The sequence below is a fragment of the Pedobacter psychrodurus genome (assembly GCF_032678585.1).
Classification (GTDB): Bacteria; Bacteroidota; Bacteroidia; order Sphingobacteriales; family Sphingobacteriaceae; genus Pedobacter; species Pedobacter psychrodurus_A.
On the sequence record NZ_JAVTSN010000054.1, the window covers coordinates 1 to 17,633 of the forward strand.

Here is a 17,633-nt window from a genome sequence, read left to right on the forward strand (position 1 = left end):
GTATCCCAGATTCTGGTACATTTTAACCGGATCTAATTTCACCTCATCAAAAGGAATAGGATAATACCTGTCTTTAATGGTAACGTTAGCCAGTTTAGCAATACCGTATGATGATTGTGATTTGGCTTTTAAATAAGTAACCAACTCCGCAGCAGTAAAATTCCTGATTAAATCAAACCATCTTTGGTGCTCAAAAGCAAATTCCGACCTACGCTCGTGCAAAATAGCCAGCTTTAAAGTTGGGAATTTAGCCGCATAAGTGGCATCCGTTTTGGCTTCAGCGTACAATGGCATTCCGGCTCTTGCCCTCACCATATCTAAATATTGAATGGCCACCGCATCATTGCCCTGCAACATGTTTACTTCAGCAAGCATTAAAATTACATCGGCATAACGCATCAATATCCAATCGTTGCCTCCATAACCTGCATTGGTTGCCCCTTGGCTCGCATCGCGGAATTTAGTAATAAACCAATCTTTTACAGTTGGATCATTGGCAAATTTAGCAGAGAAATCTTTCCTTAAATCGCTTGCTTCGTATTCATTAATCAGATCAAGCTTTACATTGCCACCAATCCCTGTAGATGGTTTAAGCGAGTTAATGGTTTCGCCTTTGGCCTGGTTGTTTGCCGCAATGCTCGAGCTAAAACTGATATCGCCCTGCTTATTAGAAATCTGGAAAATCAACTCTTTACAGGTCGCTTTTTTAGCTACGTCAAAAACATCGGTATATGGAATTTCAGAAAGATTTCCGAAAGCTTTCATATTATAACCTGCCGTCAGGTAAGTATTCGCATTAGTTAAATTCTCAGCCTTATTTGCTGAAAGTGTAGCCGCCATGGTTAAATACACCTTGCCCAAATAAGCGTTTATTGCCGCTTTCGAAGTTCTACCTACATTCGCTCCCGTTTGAAAATTCGGCAATGTGCTGTTAAGGGCATCTTTTAAATCGGTTACAATCTGATTGTATACATCAGCTTCAGGAACACGAAAAGTATTCTCTCTTACCTCATCGGCTGTGCTAAGCTGTTTGGTTACCACGGGTACTGGCCCCCATTTCCTAACCAGTTCGAAGTACATAATCGCCCTGATAAATTTGGCTTCTGCTTTATAATTCTCTTTAGTAGCCGCATTTGTAAAAGATACTTTATCAATACTGGTTAGTACAACATTGGTTCTACCAATGGCTTCATAAAGCGCTAACCAATGACTCTTTAAATAAGAATTACTTGGCAAAAGCGAAAAATCATTAAATTGAAATGGCTCGCCCGCATTACTCTGGTTATCATTTCTACCCGCATCATCCGAGCGTTCATCAGTAAATAAACCACTATTTTCGCCAAGGGTGTTGCTGCTTCTTAGCGATTGGTAAACACCATTAACAGCCAGCAGTACATCATTTTCTGTTTTGAAATAATTCACTACAGCAATGGCGTTGGGGTTACGTTGGTTTAGAAAATCTTTTTTACAGGCACCCAAACTTAAAACTGTACTTAGGGCCAATACTTTATAAATATGTTTTTTCATTTCTTTAGTTCTAAAAAGTCAATTTGATACCAAGGTTATAGGTTCTTGCCAATGGGTAATTTCCATAATCTACACCAGGGGCAAGGTTATTACCTGCACTATAATCTACCTCAGGGTTATAACCTTTATAATCGGTAATGGTAAAGGCATTATCTACACTCGCATAAACACGGATATTACTCACCTTAAGCGTATTGGCCAGTTGTTTCGGGAAACTATAACCTAAAGTAATATTGGTACACCTAAAGTAAGATCCATCCTGAATATAGAAAGACGATAAACGGGTGCTGTTACTTTGCGTACCTGCACGCGATGCACGGTAGTTTAAACCACTACCAGGGTTAGCCTCATTTCTATAACGGTCGGCAACCTCTACATATTGGTTTCCAGAACCTTCAAAGTTGTACAGGTAATAATCCTGTCCATCTAAAACCTCGTTTCCGTACGATCCGTTAAAAGACGCCCTTAAATCAAACGTTTTGTAAGAGGTATTTAAGGCAAAACCATAGGTGAATTTTGCGTATGGTGTACCGATTACGGTTTTATCTGCATCATTTACAATGCCGTTGCCATCGGTATCCTGAAAATATAAATCGCCAATTTTTGCTGGATTTGTCGAAGAAGCTGATGGGGCAACCTTGCCCAAATTATCGGCAGTAATCCTGCCTAGAACCTTAAATCCATAAAACATACCAATTGGCTGACCTTCTTGTGTAACGTGTGTAATATACGAACGCTCTGCGCCAGCAGTAAATATCGTACTGTTACCACCCAAGTCTAAAACTTTGTTCCGGTTAGCCGCAATGTTTCCACTTAAGCCCAAAGTAAAGTTCTCATTTTGGATAATTTTGCCATCAATCTGCAAATCGAAACCCTTATTGCGAACCCTACTATTGGTAAGATTGGTTAAAATTGTAGATGTCCCGGCAATGGCCGAAAGTGGTTGGTTAAACAATAAGTTGAAAGAATAACTTAAATAGTAATTCGCCATGATCGATACGCGGTTTTTGAACAGACTGATATCGGTGCCAAAGTTGAATTGAGAGGTAGACTCCCAGCCCAATCCATTATCCTGAATGCTACTTGGCCAAATGGCGGTAGAAATCGCACTTCCGAAAACTGCACCACCTGGTGCAGTTAGCTCTTGCTGCGTGCGGTAATCTTGGATATTGTTGTTTCCACTTAAGCCCCAGCTGGCCCTAAGCTTCACCCTCGATTGTTCTCCCAAAAAGTTATTGTAAAAGCTTTCGTCAGATAAATTCCAGCCCGCAGCTAATGAAGGAAAGACACCATACTTGTTTAACGGACCAAACCTTGATGAACCATCGCGACGGAAGGAACCGGTTAAAAAGTATTTGCCTACATAATTATAACTGAAACGTCCAAAGTAAGAAAGTAAAGTGGTAACCGTTTTACCAGTTCTGTTACGGTCTAGTGTAAAAAAACCTGCATCAGCTCCTTTATCCGTAATTTCACCAATGTAATCATTTTGGAATCCGCTTGCCGCTACCCTGATCTGATCGCTTGATGTTTTCTGAGCAGAATACCCCGCTAAAACATCGATGCTATGCTTGCCAAAGGTTTTATTGTAATTTAAAGTAAACTCGGCCAGTTGGTCTACCTGACTAAGCGTTTGTGCAACCGCATTCGCAGCCCTAATCGATTCGGGCGAATAAGGTGGAGTATTGCCACTACTTAAGCTGGTAGGTAAATAATAATCGTATTTCTCGTTGTATGTTTGTGTTCCTAAGTTAGCTTTAAAATTAAGCCCCTCTAAAATTTTGTAAGTAGCATTGGCATTATAATTACTCCTATTGCTCTTTCTGGTAATCTTTAACTGCTCAACTGTAGCCAAAGGATTTTCGGGGTTCTGGATACCGTATTGAGAAGACAATGCACCCATGCCAAACTGAATAGGGTTACCATTCGCATCTCTTGCAGGCAGGTAAGGCAAATAAATTAATGCCGACATCATCGGACTTAAATTATAACGTCCTTCCTGAACCTCTCTGTTATTATTCTGTGTATAAGAAATATTTGCGCCCACACGTAAACGCTCGCTCACCTTGCCATCAATATTACCTCTAAAGTTGGTTACTTTTTGGTTGGTGTTGGTTACAATACCATCATTATCTTGATAACCACCGCTTAAAAAGTATTTTACGTCTTTGGTACCGCCAGAAAAGGAAAGGTTATGGCGTTGAAAGGCTGCATTGCGGTACAACTCGTCCTGCCAATCGGTATTATAGGCAGCAGGGATGGCCTGTTGTATACTAAAGTTGTAAAGATCGGCCGGAATGCTTACACTACTTCCATTACCCACATTGGCAATACGGGTAGTATTGTTATCGCCAAACATAGCGTCGTTCCAGGTTTTGCCCGCATTTACCCATAAATCTTTATAGGCATTATTACGTCCGTCGATTAACAGCTGGATAAACTGGTTGGCATCCAGTAATTTTACTTTTTTAGCCAACTGAGAAACACCACCCTGAACATCGTACTCAAACTTTCCTTTTCCATCGGCACCTCTTTTGGTGGTAATTAACACTACTCCGCCCGATGCCCTTGAACCATAAATGGCTGCAGAAGCCGCATCTTTTAAAATGTCGATGGTTTCGATATCCTCTGGATTGATGGATACGTTGTTTCCTGCCGGATAACCATCAATCACATATAAAGGATCAGAACTTGCGTTAATGGAACCAATACCCCGCACCCTGATTTTGGTACCCGAATATGGCGCACCGCTGGTTTGCGATACCTGTACCCCTGCAACCTTACCAACTAAGGCCTGGCCAACAGTAGGAGAAGTTAAGTTCATTTCGCTGGCTTTCACACTGCTGATTGCTCCGGTTACATCCGATTTTCTGATCTTCTGGTAACCAATGGCCACAACCTCATTTAGGGTATTGCTGCTTTCTTTTAAAGTAACATTAATATTTAAACGGCCATTAACCGCAACTTCCTGGTTATCGTAACCGATATAAGAGAATACTAAAATCGCTCCATCCTCAACCGAAATGGAGTATTTACCATTGGGATCGGTAACAGTTGTTTTTTTTGTCTTCTTTTCGAAAACACTCACGCCAGGTAAAGGTTGGTTATTTTGGTCGGTAACCGTTCCGCTTACTGTGGCAAATTTTTTATTGTGCAAACCCGAAGCAGCTACTCCATGGTTTATTGCAATTGCACTGGAATTACAGATGGCCAGTAAGCCTAAAGGCAAAAGCAATTTCCTGCAAGCACTGTTTATGCTTGCGGTTAAAAAAAATGATGTCATCTTTTTGTTCTTAGTAATGGTTTTGAAATATAATTGGGATTTTGTTTTTAAGTAGAAGCGTAGATTTTCACATTTACATAGGCTTATCCTTTTAAGGTTAACGGGTAATTTTTTTGAGCGTTCTACAGCCGCAAAAGTATAAGTGTACTTTTAACACTATGTATCCCCTATGTTAACTCTTTACACCAAACAACACGGGTACTTTAAATTAATATTAAGTAGGATTAAACAGTTCCTAAATCGGTTTACTATAGATCAAAGCATAACAACCGCTTAATGTTTCTTTAATGGCTAAAGTTTAAATTTGCTTCCAAAACTTTTCGAATGAAATTCCTTTATCCGCTTTTAGTAGTCTGCCTGTTCTGTCAAGGCTTATCTGCACAGGATCTGCCACAACAGTCTTATCAGTTAACCAAGACCAGAAATGAAGTACAGTACAAAAATTATTACCTGCTTACGCTATTCCAGCAATTGCCCGGGCTGCACAAAATGCTCAGCACAGATACAGCGCTTAACAAGTTCTATAACTTAAAAACAGCACAGGTAAACGAAGCAGTTAAAACCTGCAAAACAGATATTGCCTGTTATGCCAGGGCCTTAAAGTTTACCGATGCGGAAATTACCAGTATCGGGAACCGTTTGGCCCTGCTTTATACCGAAAATAATCTATTGGGGAGTTTGGTAAAAAACCATCTCATCCCCTCAGGTTGTTATGCCATGTTTGCCAAAGAACAACACAAAACCCTTTTAATTAAAGCCTGGGAACAAGATGCTCATGCCATTAATTATGCAATTGGTGTTTATGTAGAAGGAAACAAACCCAATTACCCGAAAATAGACTCGATCAGCTTTAATTTAAAGGATAAAGAGTTTGCAGAACTTACCTCGGCCAATGCGTGGTTAGCCTTACAAAATAATAAGCTCTTTTTCGAACCCGCGATGTTATTTGCACTGGAAGCATTAGAACTAAATGAACGTAATGATGCCACCGATTACGAGCCGATGGCTAAAGGTGTAAACCTTGCCGGCATTAACCAGATCAAAAAAACAGATTGGAAGAAATATCCTTACAGCGTAATCCTGGTGCCGGGCGCTGGTCCGGAGGAAAAAGAGGTTGCGCTTAGCCCTGGCGGAATGATCCGTTGCCGCTTAGCGGCCATACAGTATAAAAAAGGTGCAGCGCCATTTATTGTAGTATCGGGCGGTCGCGTTCACCCTTATAAAACCAAGTTCAGCGAAGCATACGAAATGAAGAAGTTTTTAATGGAAACCCTTCAGATACCCGAAAGCGCCATTATTATGGAGCCTCATGCCCGCCATACCACCACCAACCTGCGTAACTGTGCCCGGCTGATGTTCAGATACGGGATACCGGTAGATAAACCCGGTTTAGCCTGTACCGTAAAATCGCAGAGTTATTATATCACCGATATTCTGCTCGAACGCTGTAAAAAAGAGCTTGGCTATTACCCTTATAAAAATGGAAAACGTTTAAGTGATACCGAGTCAGAATTCTACTTAAATACCACATCCTTACAAATTGACTTTGATGAACCTTTAGATCCTTAGTATATGAAAACATTAAACCCAATTTTAGTACTGATCGTGATGTTTTTTGTGGGCAGATACAACAATACAGATGGAAAAATTACCAAAACAATTACAGTTGATTCATTAGGCGCCTGCCAGGGTATTTCTTACCAAAATGGACGTTATTTTCTTTACGGCGATAGAGAGGTGGGTGTAATGCGCGGGTATAAGCTCCAGAAAGACTCGTTGATTTACCAGCATCAGGAATACAAGTTCACCGTTAAAGGCGAAAATATCATCCAACATCCCACCGGCATTGCTTACCACAAGGGCTTACCCACATTTGTGGGTAATTCGGTAAAGCAAAATGCAGAAGGTACGGTGTGGAAAGCGGTGATTAACTCTATCAACTGGCAAGGTTTTTTAAAGACGAAAACATTGGATGGAAATTTGGTTAAAACCATTGAAGATGATGCCTGTATCCAGGGTACGCGACCAGAATATGTGAGTTATAAAGGCAAGTGGTTCGTCGCAACAGCTGATTATGGAAATAAAGCCAATGAGGTGCGTTTGTACAATCCCGCAGCCTTATCTAAAGCCAATAAAACAAGTGAAAAGGGAATCCTCTTCAAAAAATTTACCTGCTCACCATGGGTACAGAACTTACATTATATTGCTGATAAAGGCATTTTGGTTTTAATCCAGAACCAAATTGAAGGGCGAAAATGGAGACTGACCTTTCTTGATCTGGCTAAATCGATAAATAGTGGAAAGGAATCTGTCATTAAAGTTATAGACACCGATAAGCTTGACGAACTTGAAGGTTTTACCTTTACAGACAAGGCCGATAAGGGCATCGCTGTAAGCTCTTCGCGCAAAAACAATGTGAGTTTTATGGAGTTTAAGGTTGGCGGTTAGCGATAAGCGTTTAGTTCAAAGGAACAATCCAGCAATAAAAACAATTAGCGAACAGCCTGGCGATAGGCGTCTGGCGCAAAGCGATATCACAGCAATACAATAACACATCATCCTATCGGTTGGTGTCTCATAAATACCCACTATTTCTTTAAATTAGGAAAATATTGGCTTGTGGTTCTTGGCGGTATGCAGTCCCGCCATTCGCTATTGCTCCGATAGAAAAAATCGGAGGCTGTCGCTGCTGTCAGGTTTATAAACCAGGGTTTGTGCACACTGCAACCCCAAAAATATAATACTGCTCTGGCCATTTAGCCCCGGTAGAAGTGTTACCCTGCAGCGACGAGGAACGAGGAAGCGAAGCGTATAAACGTAAAACGGGAAGAAACTTCCTGTATTGCACTGCCCCCGCGCTCCAAATACTAAAAAATCTATTTACTTCACCAGATTTCCCCTTACCGAAGAAACCATACAACTCACAGCTCCCTTCTTTACTTTCCTTTTACACATCTTCGCCGTATCTTTATGTAATTAAAAAAAAGGAAAGATATATGAATACTGAAAAAGCCATTCTTGCAGGCGGCTGCTTTTGGGGAGTAGAAGAACTGCTCCGTCATTACCCGGGTGTTACTTCTACTGTAGTAGGTTATACAGGTGGTGATGTTCCCAATGCCACTTACCGGAACCATGGCACACATGCTGAAGGCATTGAAGTTACCTTTGATCCAACTGTTTTAAGCTACCGTAAATTATTAGAATACTTCTTCCAGATCCACGATCCAAGTACACGCAACAGACAAGGCAATGATGTAGGCACTTCTTACCGTTCTGCCATTTTTTTCAATAGTGAAGAACAGGAAAAAACCGCTAAAGAATTGATAGCCGAATTGGATGCTTCGGGCAAATGGCCAGGCAAAATTGTAACCGAGGTAGTACCCGAAACCGATTTCTGGAACGCTGAAGAAGAACACCAGGATTATTTGCAGAAAAACCCTTATGGTTATACCTGTCACTTCGAAAGAGCAGACTGGAAACTGTAAATAAAATTCTCATTCGAGTGCATGCAAACAAATGGTCTGTGAGGACACAGACCATGGAGGCAAATCAATAAACAAAAGAGGCAATTTTCTAAACGAAAATTGCCTCTTTTGTTTGATAAGGGATTATGACCAACAACTAATCATCATCGTCTTTTTTCTTTTTCTCCAATATCACAAAAGCACTTCGCTTTGGTGCTGGCATTACTGATTGCTCACCTTTAACCGATTTCCATACCACTTCATTTAAATCCAAATCTGGTGCCGAATCTTCTTTGGCAAAATTGAACAGTTCAGAGCGTTTACTGCTTTCGTTAACCGCAACGTTTCTCGTATCTAAATCGATAAGCGGTTGCAGTACCGTGTAAGGTGTAAAATCAGGCTTCGCCGTAAAACATTCGTAAAGCGGCATTGCGGCAGCATCGTACTGACTCATTGGCGGCAGCCCTAGAATAAGCTCCATGGTTCTTAAAAATCCCGAAGTAGAATACATCGTGTGCACAGGTGTATTCCTTTTTACATATGGGCCAACTACATAAGCAGGCGAACGGTGCGCATCCACATGGTCGGGGCCGTTCTGGGCATCATCTTCTAATATAAAAACCACCGATTCTTTCCAGATTTTACTGTGCGATAAATGTTCCAATATACGGCCAACGGCCAAATCATTATCAGCAACTGCAGCCTGTGGCGAGTATTTCCCTTTCTTTTGTCCGCTGGTATGGTCATTCGAAATCCTTAAGGTGTTAAACTGAGGTACCACTCCGGCCACCAATAACGAATCGAAATCATGTTGCCAGGCATCTACCCTTACCTGATCTTTAATGTCCATATCAAAACCTGGCGAAGCGGCACACATGTGTCCCTGTAAAGATTTAATATTCGCCTTGCCATAATCGCCAAATTCGCCATAACTGCGGTAGCTCACTCCTGCCCTTTGGCAATAATCCCAGATAAAACCTCCTTTTGGATAGGTAACAGGCCTGCCACCTTCAAAACTTGTGCTACCACCACGTGCACCATAACTGGTTGGCCAGGTTTTTTCTACCACGTCGGTGGCGTAAGCCGCCATGCTCCAGTTATGTCCATCTGCACTTACCTCAGCATCAACATAAAAGTTATCGAGCAACACAAAGTTATCGGCAAAGGCATGTTGGTTGGGCGTAATCTTTTTACCGAACAGCGTTAAAGTAGAATCGCCGTTTCCTTTTGGCATATCGCCAAGCACCTGATCGTAGGTCCTGTTTTCTTTAATGATATAAAATACATGTTTAATCGGCGATTTTTCACCTTGTTTGCGCGGGATGGGATTTCCGGCTTCACCATCGGCTGTAACTGTACGTTTATCGCTAAAAGGTGTATTGGCATAAACCTGTTTGGTGTACACTTTTAATTGCTCTGGTTTTGGCGCATCAATAAAAGATAAGGTGCCCTTAAACAAACCGGAAATATATTGTAACCTGCTATTCGCTGTGCTGCCCATATGGTAACCACTGTTATCTACCTTCGAAATTGGCTGTGGTCCCTGAGGATTGGCCATAGAGGTATTGCCCTTGCCATTGGTCACCAAAATTTTCGAGCCTAACACTTTAACACTTGTTGGATACCAGCCTACCGGAATAAAGCCCTGGCTCTGGCTCACCCCCGGTTTGCTTACGTCGAAAACAGCTAAACAGTTGTTATCAGCATTGGCAATATATAACGTTTTTTCATTGCTGCTCAAAGCCAAACCGTTAGTAGTCGAGCCGGTTAACTGTGTAGCATAAAGTGTAGTGGCAATGGTTTCGATTACCTTATGGTTTAAAGTATTGATGACCGAAACTGTATTATCATTCGCATTGGCTACGAACAGGATATTCCCTTTTTTATTGAGTAAAAGCTCGTTCGGGTGATCGCCAACCGGAATCAGCTTTGATATGTTTTCTGTAACCAGATCGATCACCGCAATAGATTTCCCGCCCCAAAGTGAAACATAAAGTTTGCTTTCATCTGCTGATAACACACAGCTGTAGGCAATTGCCGGAAGCTGGATCTTTTTCAGGATCTGCTTCTCCCCTGGATTGATGATGTATAAACTGCTGTCTTCCTTGGTAACGGTATACAGTTTAGTGTTACTTTTATTGACCACAATCCCCGCCGGACTGATCTTTCCCTTTGGCCAGATCGGACCGAGTTTAATCGTATCGCTTTTAACCAGCTTGTCGTTCTGGATATTAAAGTCTAAAATCCAGTTATCGTTACCCCCCGAGGCATAAAGGTGTTTTTCATCTTTACTAAAAGCAATGCCGTACCACGATTTGCTCAGCACTTTTTCGTCGATAATTTTCTCCGTTTTGGCATCTACCAATTGCAACGATTGCGTACTTTGCCCGTTATTGGTAATCCCAAGGTATTTGCCCGAACTGCTCAGTTGCATATTTAAAGGCAGATCGCCCAATTGCAGGGAATGTCCCGCCGGACTCAGTTTCCATCCATTTGGCAATAAAATCTGCTGGGTACTTTCGTTTTTGCCAGGCCATTGTGCAAATCCCTTTTGGATAAAAAGGAAACCTAATAATATAAACAGGTATGATTTTTTCATGTTCTTAAATTGATTTGGAAATGCCTTAACGATGAAGATTAAAGTTAACCAGCGCCCTGATGGTATAACCATTGCCCGAGGCTACCGAACCGATTTCGCGGATCGCCTCTGATGGAATCACCTGACTGCGTGTGGCATAAAAAACTGGTCCGCCAGAAATGGAGAACGAAAGTTTAGAATGGTTTGGCTCCAGACTGATTGACGGCCCGATCATTACTTTTGCTCCGCCTTCAGCTTCATCTTTTTCCCAAAGCCCTTCTAGATCCTGACCCAAGGCTTCAAATCCAAGGTATAAAACATTCGAAACACGGTGCTGATAACCAAAACTGCTAATGAAGTCGAGTTTATCTCTGGTTTTATCAAATGCTTTTTCGAAACGCAAATTACCCGCCATTCTCCAGTTTGTCCGATCAAATGCAGCCGTAATGCGGCTAATTGCCGAACCTGTGTTAGACCAGTCTCTACTTAAGCCTAAACCTGCACCCAGTCTGAAACCTGCAATACCTTTGCCACCAACAATATCTCTAATTACTTCGGCCTGTTCGGCAGAGGTAACACCACCCGAATTGGCAAAACCAATTGCTGCTGTTGCATACAGGGTAAATCTGCTCCCCAGGTAACCTTTAACACCAAACTGTTGTCCTAAACCATCATAACCAAATTGGCCATTTGTTCTTTCGCCATAACTGCCAGAATAATGGATGTTCCAGCGCGGGTTTTCTGCAGTTAAGGTATTTAAGGAAAACAGAAAGGGTTGCGCAGCGTCAGTCCCGGTCTTGATCTCCTGCCTGGTATCTCCTATTTTCTGTGCTGCACAGTTTAAAACAGTACCTGCAAACATGAGCATCAAAAATGTCTTTTTCATTTCTATTTTTTATCTGTTAGAATTTGGTTTCATTTAACAATGGTGATCCACTTGCATTCACCTGATAGGTCTGTATTTTATCATCCTCATCAACCTCTACAATCCGGTAACCTTTATAGGCCGTTCCCCAGTTCCCGCCGATGTGTGCATCGAAAAAATGCGGCAATTTATCGGTGTAAAAAACAGCGTCTAAACTATGGTCGTGCCCATGGAATACCGCTTTCACATTTGTATAACTGTGTAATAATTTGATCGTATCCGGACATTCTACAAATGGACTTTCGGGCACCCAAAAATGCGGTGGGATGTGCAGTACCACAAAAACAGTCTTCAGGTTTTTAAACTTATCGAGCTCTTGTTTTAAAAAATCATTGTTGGGGCATAAATACGTCCCTTTGGTATCAGAGGTGTTAGTCAGTATAAAACCTACCCCATTTTTCTCGAAAGAAAAGTTATCTTCATAACCAAAAACCGATTTCCAGATTTTCGTATCTGCATGGTCGTGATTACCTGGGATGGCATAAAAAGGAACCTTAAGTTTATCATAGTATTCCTTTTTAACCTCTGGTAATAAATCAGGCCTGTCGTGAACCAGATCGCCATTGATGATTACAAAATTCAACGGGTTTTTATCATGCGATTCATTCAACCATTTCACAATATTTTCGTGGTGGAGTTTATATTCCGTTCCCGGCTGCCCATAGTGCCCATCGGAGGCGATGGCAAAACGCAGTTTAGGTGTTCTGCCCGATCTGGCAGGCGCCGGGTGCTCTTCGGCAAATGAGGAAAGAACTGGTGAAATACTGGCCACTACAGCGGCAGCCAAACTATTTTTCAGGAAAAATCGTCTGTTAGACATAAGGATAAAAATATGTTTTGTATCAAAGCCCAATATTAGCTTGATCAGGCTTCTTAAACATAAATTTAATGTTATGATTAGGTTAACAGAACGCTAATTGTGTATCAATTTTATAACAGAAAGATTCAACGATTGCTAAGCTGAGATCATTTAACCTATAGTTTCATGGGGCTTCGACTAGCTCAGACTGACAATTAAAAAAGGATGTATTTATTTTGTAAAATACAGAAGCACATATCATCCTGAGCCTGTCGAAGGACCTTTAACAAATTATCTATTCCTCGGTCTGTGTCCTCACAGAACGAAAAACAATAGTTTTGTAATGAAAAGGTTAAAAACTAAAGGTCTGTGGGGACACAGACCTTGGAATTAGATTTTACAGAATAACGATCGCCTGTTTGATAACCAGATAAGCGGCCAAAGCAAACAGAAATATCGCAATCGATTTATTGATGATCAAGCTGCTCAGGGCAAACTTCTCCTGAATATAAGTCGCAAAATGCGCATATACATAAAGTGCTAGCGAAGAACCAACTCCAGAACCTAAACTAAAAATAACTAAGGATAGGTAATCAGTTTCGATCCATTGGTGTAAAATCACATAATTGCCGAAAAACAACCAGAACGGGATCTGAACAGGGTTTAACACCCCTAAAATAAGACCGTACAAAACGCTTCCACTGCGTTTATCCTCTTTTTTATTACTCGTTTTAGGTGCCTTTTTCCGATTTCTCCAGGTAATAGTACCCATCACCAAAAACATCACAATCATAAAACAATCAACCAAAGTGCTTAAACGCACTTCGCTTACCGCTTCGTTCGGATTGATATCACTCATGGCCCATCTTGCAAAGCGCATCATCCCAAAGGTAAAAAACACTTCTACACAAGAAAAGGAAAGGATAAAATACCAAACCTGCCGCATGCCCTTATTAATGGCAAGCTGCGCAACTGTTAGATTGATGTTGCCCGGGGGTATATAACCCATGGCATTGAGAATGATGCCGATGAAAAACGTTAGAAAAAGCATTGCCGAAATTATGGATTTAAATTTAAATGCGATGCTAAATATTTTCCGGTGTACGAATTTTCTACCTTGGCCAAGTCTTCCGGTATACCTTCGAACACCACCTTACCGCCGCCATCGCCACCTTCAGGGCCGATATCGATTACCCAATCGGCACATTTGATCATGTCCATATTGTGTTCGATGACCAAAATGGTATTGCCCTGTTCAATCAGCGTATTGAGTGCTTTTAATAGTTTTTTAATATCATGAAAGTGCAAACCAGTGGTCGGCTCATCAAAAATAAACATGGTTTTATTGGCATTGTTACCTTTAATCAAGAAGGAAGCCAATTTAATACGCTGCGCCTCACCCCCTGATAAAGTATTGGAAGATTGCCCTAAATGCACATAACCTAAACCAACGTCGACCAATGGATTTAACTTATTGAGGATTTTCTGCTCATCTTTAAAAAACGCTACTGCCTCCTCAATAGTCATATCCAGAATTTCGGATACGTTTTTCTCTTTATAGGTTACATCTAAAACCTGCTGTTTAAAGCGTTTCCCGTTACAGGCTTCACAAGGCAGATAAATATCGGCCATAAACTGCATTTCGATCTTCACTTCCCCCTCACCCTGGCAAACATCGCAGCGTCCACCTTCCACGTTGAAAGAGAAAGCTGCTGGTTTTAATCCTGCTGCCTTTGCCGAAGCCAGACCAGAAAACAGGGCCCGGATATCGTCCCATGCTTTAACATAAGTAACCGGATTAGAGCGGCTCGAGCGGCCAATCGGATTCTGATCGACCATTTCTACGGCACTCACCAGATCGTAGTTGCCAAAAATGCCGTCATAAGCACCGGTTTGCTCGCCAGCATAATTGCCTATTGCTTTTTGTAACGCCGGATACAAGATTTTTTTAACCAAACTGGTTTTACCAGATCCCGAAACCCCACTCACTGCAGTAAAAACGCCAAGTGGGAATTTCACATCAATATTCTGAAGGTTATTTTCCCTAGCCCCTTTAATCAGCACATGGTCTTTCCATTTACGGCGTTGATCCGGAATGGCAATTTTTTCTATACCTGCCAGATAACGGCCGGTTAAACTATTTTTATCTTTTAGAATTTCTTCGTAGTTGCCACTAAAAACCAGGTTTCCACCGTGTGTACCCGCCTCAGGACCGATATCGATAATGTAATCGGCGGCACGCATCATTTCTTCCTCATGCTCTACCACGATAACGGTATTGCCCACATTACGCAGTGAAACCAATACTTCGATCAATTTGTTGGTATCGCGTGGATGCAGACCGATACTCGGTTCATCCAATACGTAAATAGAGCCCACCAAACTACTTCCAAGTGAGGTTGCCAGATTGATTCTTTGCGATTCTCCACCCGATAAGGTATTCGACAAACGGTTTAGGGTAAGGTAACCCAAACCCACATTATTTAAATAAAGAAAACGGTTGTCGATCTCTGCCAATAAACGTTTGGCAATTTTGGTATCGTTGGCATTTAATTTCAGCTCATTAAAGAAAACCAATGCTTTGGCCAAAGGCATCAACACCACATCAATGATCGATTTTTCGGCAATTTTCACATAAGACGCATCTTTACGCAAACGCGAGCCTTTACAATCCGGGCAGGTGGTTTTTCCGCGGTAACGGGATAACATTACACGGTACTGGATTTTGTATGTCTGTTCTTCCAGTTCTTTGAAAAAAGCATCCAAGCCAGCAAAATATTTATTACCTGTCCACAATAACTGTTGTTCCTTTTCGGTTAGTGCACTATAAGAGCGGTGGATTGGAAAATCGAATTTCGGTGCAGCTTTAATAAAATTCTGCAACCACACATTCATTTTTTCGCCACGCCATGGGGCAATGGCATTATCATAAACACTTTTGCTCTTGTCGGGAATAACCAGATCTTCATCAATACCAATAACGTTGCCATAACCTTCGCAACGTTTACAGGCACCATAAGGGTTGTTGAAGGAGAAAAAGTTCGGAGTAGGTTCTTCGAATTTGATGCCATCCAGTTCAAAACGATCGCTAAAATGTTTTGTAGTGCCCTGGGCCTCCACATAACAATCGCCTTTACCTTCAAAAAAAGCGGTCTGCGCCGAATCGGCCAGGCGGCTAAGTGTTTCTTCTTCCTGATTGGTTATAATACGGTCGATCAGGATCTGAACGGTTTTATCATCTGTTAATTCTGCATCTTTAAAATCAGCATCATCTAAAACAGCTTCTATCTTTTCTATTTTATCGTTGATCAGAACCCTTAAAAATCCCTTCTGCAATAAAATCGCCAGTTCTTCTTTAATCGTACGGTTGTTGTGCGGGTACAGCGGACAAAAAATGGTTACCGTTGTATCTTCCGGCATCGCATTTACATAATCAACCACCGTGCTCACCGAATCCTTTTTCACTTCTTTGCCCGAAACAGGCGAAATGGTTTTACCGATACGCGAAAAAAGTAATTTCAGGTAATCGTAAATTTCGGTAGAGGTACCCACGGTAGACCGTGGATTGGAAGTAATAACCTTCTGTTCGATGGCAATTGCCGGAGCAATGCCTTTAATATAATCAACATCGGGTTTATTCATCCTGCCCATAAACTGGCGGGCATATGATGATAAACTTTCTACATATCGGCGTTGCCCTTCTGCATATAAAGTATCAAATGCAAGCGACGATTTGCCCGAACCAGACATACCTGTTACTACCACAAGTTTATTCTTTGGAATGGCAACATCGATATTTTTTAGGTTGTGCACACGGGCACCTTTTATGATAATATTTTTATGCGGATCTTTTTCGGCCTCTTTTTTGCTCATGTATCGTAACGAATATAATGTATAACCCCAGAATGTGGTTAGGGTTTTAAGAACATACAAAAATAGGGTACTGAGACGGTTAATTTATTTTTTAACATTTTATTTTTTGCTTTTTGATAAAAAAATAACTTTCTTTGGATATTAACAACCTCAAAACCAAACTAACACATTCAAAAAACATAGGAGAGCAGCTATAGAAATTAAACATCTACAAATTAATTTTTAGCAAATAGTACGGGATTTAGTGTAGGTAAACCTATGAATTTACAATCATATAATGATCAGGACCTGGTAAAGGTATATATTACCGGGAACGAGAATGGATTGCAGGAACTTTTAAGAAGACATAAAAGTAAAATTTATACCTCTATCTACTTATTGGTGAAAGACCAATATCTGGCGGAGGATATATTTCAGGATGCTTTTATAAAAGTAATCAATACCCTGCGGTCGGGACGATATAACGAAGAAGGTAAGTTTTTACCTTGGGTAATGCGTATTGCCCATAATTTGGTTATCGATTATTTCAGGAAAGAAAAACGCACACCAATCATCACCAGTGCTGACGGAATGGATGTATTCAATATGCTACACTTTTATGATGAGAGCGCAGAAGATAAAATGCTTCGCGATCAGACGCATAAAGATTTAAAAGCAATGATCCATTTATTACCTGATGAACAGAAAGAAGTCCTCCTAATGCGCCATTACGCAGATTTGAGCTTTAAAGAAATCGCTGATTTAACTGATGTTAGCATCAATACCGCCCTGGGCCGTATGCGTTATGCACTGAGTAATCTGCGTAAAATGCTTAAAACAAAGGAGATGACCTACAAAGGGTAGTAAAAATGTTACATAAAATTTTTTAGGGGTTGAAATAAAGCATCTGAAGTATCGTTAAGTTTATAAAACTTATCACATTTTTTGCTTATGACAAAAACCTCTACATCAAAAACAAATGTAAATTTACCTACACCTAACATGTTTCAGCCTAGAACTGATATTGAATCTGACGCAGAAATCGACTTATTTTATGATCAAATCAAAGGTAAGTTAGATAGACTGGCTAAAAATCCTCAAGATGAAACCATCAACAAGATTTTAGCTTACAGCCGCGCCAAGTAGTAGATTTTACACGAGCAAAAAAAGCTTGTTTCACAGGGTGGGACAAGCTTTTTTTTTGT

12 protein-coding genes are annotated in these 17,633 nt (G+C 41.0%); 5 read left to right on the forward strand and 7 right to left on the reverse strand.

The window, feature by feature from the left end; all coding sequences use genetic code 11:
* A partial coding sequence (locus R2S57_RS25910) for a RagB/SusD family nutrient uptake outer membrane protein (RefSeq protein ID WP_316847827.1) occupies positions 1 to 1,527 on the reverse strand: 1,527 nt, incomplete at its 3' end.
* Positions 1,528 to 1,537: 10 nt separating this feature from the next.
* On the reverse strand, positions 1,538 to 4,810 hold the full coding sequence (locus R2S57_RS25915) for a TonB-dependent receptor (protein WP_316847828.1): 3,273 nt from the start codon (positions 4,808 to 4,810) through the stop codon (positions 1,538 to 1,540).
* Positions 4,811 to 5,134: 324 nt separating this feature from the next.
* Here R2S57_RS25915 and R2S57_RS25920 point away from each other — a divergent pair, with 324 nt between their 5' ends.
* The 3 genes from R2S57_RS25920 to msrA all read left to right on the forward strand — a co-directional run bounded on the left by R2S57_RS25920 (position 5,135) and on the right by msrA (position 8,295).
* On the forward strand, positions 5,135 to 6,379 hold the full coding sequence (locus R2S57_RS25920) for a YdcF family protein (protein ID WP_316847829.1): 1,245 nt from the start codon (positions 5,135 to 5,137) through the stop codon (positions 6,377 to 6,379).
* 3 nt (positions 6,380 to 6,382) lie between these two features.
* Positions 6,383 to 7,258, forward strand: coding sequence for a hypothetical protein (locus R2S57_RS25925; RefSeq protein WP_316847830.1), 876 nt, complete (start codon positions 6,383 to 6,385; stop codon positions 7,256 to 7,258).
* 548 nt (positions 7,259 to 7,806) lie between these two features.
* Positions 7,807 to 8,295, forward strand: a complete 489-nt coding sequence (msrA, locus tag R2S57_RS25930) for a peptide-methionine (S)-S-oxide reductase MsrA (RefSeq protein ID WP_316847831.1) — start codon at positions 7,807 to 7,809, stop codon at positions 8,293 to 8,295.
* Positions 8,296 to 8,431: 136 nt separating this feature from the next.
* On the opposite strand, the gene R2S57_RS25935 is transcribed toward msrA, so the two are convergent.
* The 5 genes from R2S57_RS25935 to uvrA all read right to left on the reverse strand — a co-directional run bounded on the left by R2S57_RS25935 (position 8,432) and on the right by uvrA (position 16,449).
* On the reverse strand, positions 8,432 to 10,873 hold the full coding sequence (locus tag R2S57_RS25935) for a bifunctional YncE family protein/alkaline phosphatase family protein (protein WP_316847832.1): 2,442 nt from the start codon (positions 10,871 to 10,873) through the stop codon (positions 8,432 to 8,434).
* 25 nt (positions 10,874 to 10,898) lie between these two features.
* Positions 10,899 to 11,738: a hypothetical protein gene (locus tag R2S57_RS25940; RefSeq protein ID WP_316847833.1), complete on the reverse strand. Its 840-nt coding sequence runs from the start codon at positions 11,736 to 11,738 to the stop codon at positions 10,899 to 10,901.
* Between the two features lie 16 nt (positions 11,739 to 11,754).
* Entirely contained in the window at positions 11,755 to 12,597 is an 843-nt protein-coding gene (locus tag R2S57_RS25945; protein ID WP_316847834.1) for a metallophosphoesterase family protein, read from the reverse strand.
* Positions 12,598 to 12,973: 376 nt separating this feature from the next.
* Entirely contained in the window at positions 12,974 to 13,627 is a 654-nt protein-coding gene (locus R2S57_RS25950; protein ID WP_316847835.1) for a LysE family transporter, read from the reverse strand.
* Positions 13,628 to 13,635: 8 nt separating this feature from the next.
* The gene (uvrA, locus tag R2S57_RS25955) at positions 13,636 to 16,449 is read right to left on the reverse strand and encodes an excinuclease ABC subunit UvrA (RefSeq protein WP_316847836.1); all 2,814 of its coding nucleotides are present in this window, start codon (positions 16,447 to 16,449) and stop codon (positions 13,636 to 13,638) included.
* 258 nt (positions 16,450 to 16,707) lie between these two features.
* Here uvrA and R2S57_RS25960 point away from each other — a divergent pair, with 258 nt between their 5' ends.
* Both R2S57_RS25960 and R2S57_RS25965 read left to right on the forward strand, forming a co-directional pair.
* On the forward strand, positions 16,708 to 17,292 hold the full coding sequence (locus R2S57_RS25960) for an RNA polymerase sigma factor (RefSeq protein ID WP_057933765.1): 585 nt from the start codon (positions 16,708 to 16,710) through the stop codon (positions 17,290 to 17,292).
* Between the two features lie 87 nt (positions 17,293 to 17,379).
* Entirely contained in the window at positions 17,380 to 17,574 is a 195-nt protein-coding gene (locus R2S57_RS25965) for a hypothetical protein (protein ID WP_108199343.1), read from the forward strand.
* Positions 17,575 to 17,633 lie beyond the last annotated feature (59 nt).

Excerpts from the sequence above, each read along its gene's own strand:
- R2S57_RS25960 (WP_057933765.1), top strand. The coding sequence starts at position 16,708 with ATGAATTTACAATCATATAATGATCAGGACCTGGTAAAGGTATATATT.
- R2S57_RS25920 (WP_316847829.1), top strand. The coding sequence starts at position 5,135 with ATGAAATTCCTTTATCCGCTTTTAGTAGTCTGCCTGTTCTGTCAAGGC.
- R2S57_RS25925 (WP_316847830.1), top strand. The coding sequence starts at position 6,383 with ATGAAAACATTAAACCCAATTTTAGTACTGATCGTGATGTTTTTTGTG.
- R2S57_RS25950 (WP_316847835.1), bottom strand. The coding sequence starts at position 13,627 with ATGCTTTTTCTAACGTTTTTCATCGGCATCATTCTCAATGCCATGGGT.
- uvrA (WP_316847836.1), bottom strand. The coding sequence starts at position 16,449 with ATGAGCAAAAAAGAGGCCGAAAAAGATCCGCATAAAAATATTATCATA.
- R2S57_RS25940 (WP_316847833.1), bottom strand. The coding sequence starts at position 11,738 with ATGAAAAAGACATTTTTGATGCTCATGTTTGCAGGTACTGTTTTAAAC.
- R2S57_RS25965 (WP_108199343.1), top strand. The coding sequence starts at position 17,380 with ATGACAAAAACCTCTACATCAAAAACAAATGTAAATTTACCTACACCT.
- msrA (WP_316847831.1), top strand. The coding sequence starts at position 7,807 with ATGAATACTGAAAAAGCCATTCTTGCAGGCGGCTGCTTTTGGGGAGTA.
- R2S57_RS25945 (WP_316847834.1), bottom strand. The coding sequence starts at position 12,597 with ATGTCTAACAGACGATTTTTCCTGAAAAATAGTTTGGCTGCCGCTGTA.
- R2S57_RS25935 (WP_316847832.1), bottom strand. The coding sequence starts at position 10,873 with ATGAAAAAATCATACCTGTTTATATTATTAGGTTTCCTTTTTATCCAA.
- R2S57_RS25915 (WP_316847828.1), bottom strand. The coding sequence starts at position 4,810 with ATGACATCATTTTTTTTAACCGCAAGCATAAACAGTGCTTGCAGGAAA.